Genomic DNA, 4,033 nt, shown 5'->3' on the forward strand with positions numbered 1-4,033 from the left:
GCGTTGGCCGCCGGTCCCCCGCCCGCTAGGATGAGCTGGTCGGAGAGGAGCTTTTCGTCCTTCTCCGGATGGTGAGAGACCGAGAAGGCGAGATCGTAGCAGCCGTGGCCGATGCAGAGAACGTCTACCTCCATGGTACTCGGGTGTACAGGATGCCCGGCCCGAGGTCGATGGTGTTGGTTGGCCTTGCCGGCCGATGGAAAGAATCAGGCCCGGTCCGCTTCCGCCCGCCTCTTGAGGGCGAGGTTCATGGCTTCGAAGCCCCGTCGGGTCCTAGGCTCTAGAAAGGGCCAAAGCAGCGGCAGGAGCAGCCCATGAAAAGTTTCCTCGTGACGGAGCAGAACGCGCTTCGGACCCTCCATCTCGAGAAGGAAGCGATGCTCCCCGTCGAGCAGGCCCGGCAAAAGCAGATGGCAAACCCAGAGGAGCTCTCGGAAAGGCTCGATCTGGAGGATCTCGGCGGTCATGCCGACCGGTGGGGCTTGCGGAGCGCAGACGCGAAGGGTGAGCCGCGCCTTCGGCCGAGCCTCTCCAGAAATGGAGCGGAGGAAAGGATTCCAACGGGGATAGGAGGGGAAGTCGAGCAGCACCTTCCAGATCGTCTCCGCGGAGGCTTCGATCTCGATCTCCGTTTGCATGATCCGGTCGCGCCGCATGGCTTCTTTCCAATGGGCCCCTCCCCCGCTTTGCCGCCCATGTTCGGTTTGCTCCTTGTTCCCGACCGATGGCCCGCGCAGAACGCCCATCGCGGGATTACTCCCGACCTCCAAAAGCTGCGCGGGCGGGCCGAGAAGGGAGAGAGTGAGTTCGGCCGTCGCCACTCCCCCGTGAGCATAGCAGCCATTCTTTCCCGGGGCGATCCCAGATGGCGGAGGAGGCGTCGAAACGGCTCGACCGGCGAGGCGCCTCTTTGCCATTCTCGGTCGAGGAGGAGAGGATGAGACGGTTGGGGATCTACGTCTTTGACGGCGTCGAGGTGATCGACTTTACGGCACCCTTGGGAGTCTTTGCGGTCGCTCGTCGACTGGATCCGGAGCTCGATGCGTTTCTGCTCGGTGACACTCTCACCCCGGTGAAAACCACCGGCAACATGCTGGTCATTCCGCGTTACGATCTGGACGACCGGCCGGATATGGATGCCTTTCTGGTACCCGGCGGGATCGGCACCCGGGCGGAGATGCACAACGGCCGCCTCCTCGCCTTCATCCGATCTCTTCCGCAGGAGACCCTTCTGGTAAGCGTCTGCACCGGCTCGTGGATTTACGGCAAAGCGGGGCTTCTCGACGGGATTGCGGCCACAGGCCGGAAGCATGGGGATCCTTCCGAGAAAATAGTGCCGATCGACCGCTTGGCGCAGATCGCCCCCTCCTGTTCGATCGATCGCCACCGCATCGTGGATGCGGGGCGAGTGATCACGGCTGGAGGAATCTCTTCGGGGTTGGAAACGGGCCTCTATCTCCTCCTTCGTTTTGGTTACGACGAGGAGTTCGTCGATACCGTCGCCTACACCATGGAATACGATCGTCAGTGGGCGCTCTTGAAGGGCGATCGAATGGTGGTGACTCCGAGCGGGAGCGGTGGAGCTTCCCGCTAGTTGCGGAGGTCGGCGTCAGATCCCGACCCGTTCGATCCGGACCGGGTCGCCGCTCCGGAGCGAGGCAAGGGTTTTCGGGTCGCCTAAGAGCTTGCCGACCAGGTTGACGCGGGTAACGAGCCGACATTCGTCTCGGACCGAGACGGGAGTGGGACCGTAGGGGAGCGCGAGGGATCGGCCCTCGACCCAGTAGCAGATCGTGCCGGGTTCGACTACGTCGGTGGCTTCGAGTTCCAAGGGAGAGTCGATCGGAGTGGGGAAATAGACCTCTTCGCCCCAAGTTTCGACACGGGAAGAGAAGGGGAGCGCCGCCAGCAGCTTCCGGGCGGTGGGGGTCTGCCGCAGGATCCCGATGAGATTCCCCGTTTTCCAAGAGATCCGAATCCGACTGGGCTCCGATTCCATCGGAAGAGAATAGTCCCTTCGGTCGCCTCCGCCAAGCCCTCGGGCCTGAGCGAATCGGTTAGAGCTTCTCCTCTCGTTCCTCTTGCCGCCGGTGGAGCCGAACGATGCTCTCCACGGCGCGTGCCACCTCGTCCTCAGAGAGAGGTGGACGGCAGCGAGTCGCGTTCCAAGCGAGCAATAGGTCGAGCACCACCGCCGGGTCGACCCCATGCCAAAGAAGATGGCCGGTGAGGGAAGCGATCGTGTTGTTTCTCTCGCCTTCTTGGACTCCTTCCCGGACGAGCCTTCTCCAGTAGGCCAAAGGGTGACCAACCGCTTCCCATCCCATTTGCCTGCGGAGCCAAACAGGCGGGGGGGCGGGGGGGATCTCTTCCGGGCTCCGCCCCTGGGCCCAGGCGTACCGGTGCCCGCTCGCGTGGAGAGAGGGAGGGGCTACGACGTAGGCGCCATCGGCTCGCAAATCGATTCCGGGACGCAAGCCCACCCGGTTCCTTACGGGAGCCCCGGGATGGACAAAGTAGAAGTGGCTGCCTCCCCGCCGGTAAGAGCTTCGACCGTTGCGGGAAGCGGCCCGGAGGTCTGCTCGAGAACGGAGAGGCTCTCTCTCCCGCCGTGCGACGGATCGATATCGAGCACGATGATGCCGGAGAGCTGACCCGTCACGATGGCGACGTTTGCCTGCGGGGCGCCGCGAAACCAGCGGCGGACAATCTCGGGATCCGGAGGTTTCTGTTGAAAGGCTTGCCAAGGGATCAACGGCCGCTTGCCGCGGGCCTCGATCGGAATCACCGAAAAGCCGTGTGCCAGGTAGGCGAGCGCCCAGGCGAGCGTCTCGATCGTCTCGCGGCTCTGCGGGCGGTTCATAGCGGTGGCAATGGCTTGGCTAGGCAAAAGTTGGCTTTGGATCGCCTCGGGGGCAAGGGCTTCCAAAGACCGACTTGCTGCGGTTGTCGCTTCCTGCTCCGGGAGCGGCCAGCCGGCGAGGCCGACTTTTCCATTTGATTCCGGAGAGTATCGGGAGTTTGCTCGAAGAGAGCTCTCCTCCATTCCGTCGAATCGAGGAGAGGAGGATCATGGCAATCGTTCGAAGGCTGCAGCAATATTTGGAGGAAAATCGGATTCCCTACCGGGTGAGCCACCATCCCGAGGCCTTTACCTCGCAGGAGGTTGCGGCGGCAAGTCACGTTTCGGGGAAGCACTTGGCCAAGGTCGTCATGGTGAAAAGCCCCGATGGGTTGGCGATGGCGGTCCTGTCCACCAGGCACCCTGTCGATCTCGACAAGCTCAAGGTGCTGATGGAAGTTTCCGAGGTCGCCTTCGCCAGGGAAGAGGAGTTCGCTCCTCTCCTTCCCGATTGCCGTCCGGGTACTGCACCCCCATTTGGGAACCTATATGGCCGGAAAGTCTACGTCGACCGCGAAATCGCGAGCCAATCGGAGCTTGTCTTTCAAGCCGGCACCCACGAGGACTTGGCGAGCCTCGCCTATGCCGACTTTGCCCGGTTGGTAGAGCCTACGGTAGGCGATATTGCGAAGTAGCGCAGCCGCCCTTACCACTTCCGAAGCGCGTCGGCCAGAGGGGTTCCGTCGGGCTTGCGGAACTGATAAGCTCTCCTGCATGCATAGACGCTTTTCTTCCCGCGTGGGGGCGCTCGCGCCCATCGTTCTCTGTTTCTTTCTCTTGCTCTTTGCTCCGCCAACCTGGGCCTCTTCCGGCCAACATTTTGCGTTCGGCGAGGGCTCCTCGGGCGCGTTTCGGAAGGTCCGACTCTTGGGCACCTTCCCCGCGGGTGCCGAGCCGGTTGGGATCGTGGTCGGTCGCGCCGACAGTCTCAAGGGGGCGGCCGAACGGCTCTGCAAGGAAGCGGCAAAGCTCGGTGCCGACGGGGTCGTCTTGATCCAAACAGGATATCTCTTTGAAAAAGGGGATGAGGTCGGTTTCGGGGGGATAGCGATCCGCTCGGGCGGACTCGAAAGTCTTCCTCGCTAAAGGACTCTGGGCTCCGGCAAGCTGCGCAGCGGCCGCCGTCGGCTC

The 4,033-nt window shown here is 62.9% G+C and carries 6 protein-coding genes and 1 pseudogene; 3 read left to right on the forward strand and 4 right to left on the reverse strand.

What is annotated here, in order from left to right; genetic code table 11:
* Positions 1 to 206 precede the first annotated feature (206 nt).
* Entirely contained in the window at positions 207 to 917 is a 711-nt protein-coding gene (locus FN369_RS11370; protein ID WP_246189465.1) for an SRPBCC domain-containing protein, read from the reverse strand.
* A 20-nt stretch (positions 918 to 937) separates the two neighbouring features.
* On the opposite strand from FN369_RS11370, the gene FN369_RS00740 reads away from it, so the two are divergent.
* Positions 938 to 1,594, forward strand: coding sequence for a DJ-1/PfpI family protein (locus tag FN369_RS00740; protein WP_178087581.1), 657 nt, complete (start codon positions 938 to 940; stop codon positions 1,592 to 1,594).
* 15 nt (positions 1,595 to 1,609) lie between these two features.
* Here FN369_RS00740 and FN369_RS00745 read toward each other — a convergent pair whose 3' ends face one another.
* The 3 genes and pseudogenes from FN369_RS00745 to FN369_RS11630 all read right to left on the reverse strand — a co-directional run.
* A complete protein-coding gene (locus FN369_RS00745; protein WP_142524310.1) occupies positions 1,610 to 1,999 on the reverse strand; it encodes a cyclophilin-like fold protein in 390 nt (129 codons plus the stop codon).
* Positions 2,000 to 2,057: 58 nt separating this feature from the next.
* On the reverse strand, positions 2,058 to 2,327 hold the full coding sequence (locus tag FN369_RS11375; protein ID WP_246189466.1) for a primase alpha helix C-terminal domain-containing protein: 270 nt from the start codon (positions 2,325 to 2,327) through the stop codon (positions 2,058 to 2,060).
* Positions 2,328 to 2,417: 90 nt separating this feature from the next.
* Positions 2,418 to 3,046 (reverse strand): annotated as a pseudogene (locus FN369_RS11630) (bifunctional DNA primase/polymerase); the annotation flags it as partial.
* A gap of 26 nt (positions 3,047 to 3,072) precedes the next feature.
* On the opposite strand from FN369_RS11630, the gene FN369_RS00760 reads away from it, so the two are divergent.
* On the forward strand, positions 3,073 to 3,537 hold the full coding sequence (locus FN369_RS00760) for an aminoacyl-tRNA deacylase (protein ID WP_142524313.1): 465 nt from the start codon (positions 3,073 to 3,075) through the stop codon (positions 3,535 to 3,537).
* Between the two features lie 79 nt (positions 3,538 to 3,616).
* A complete protein-coding gene (locus tag FN369_RS00765) occupies positions 3,617 to 3,988 on the forward strand; it encodes a DUF4156 domain-containing protein (RefSeq protein WP_142524314.1) in 372 nt (123 codons plus the stop codon).
* Positions 3,989 to 4,033: the final 45 nt, after the last annotated feature.

The organism is Methylacidimicrobium cyclopophantes, assembly GCF_902143385.2.
Taxonomy (GTDB): domain Bacteria; phylum Verrucomicrobiota; class Verrucomicrobiia; order Methylacidiphilales; family Methylacidiphilaceae; genus Methylacidimicrobium; species Methylacidimicrobium cyclopophantes.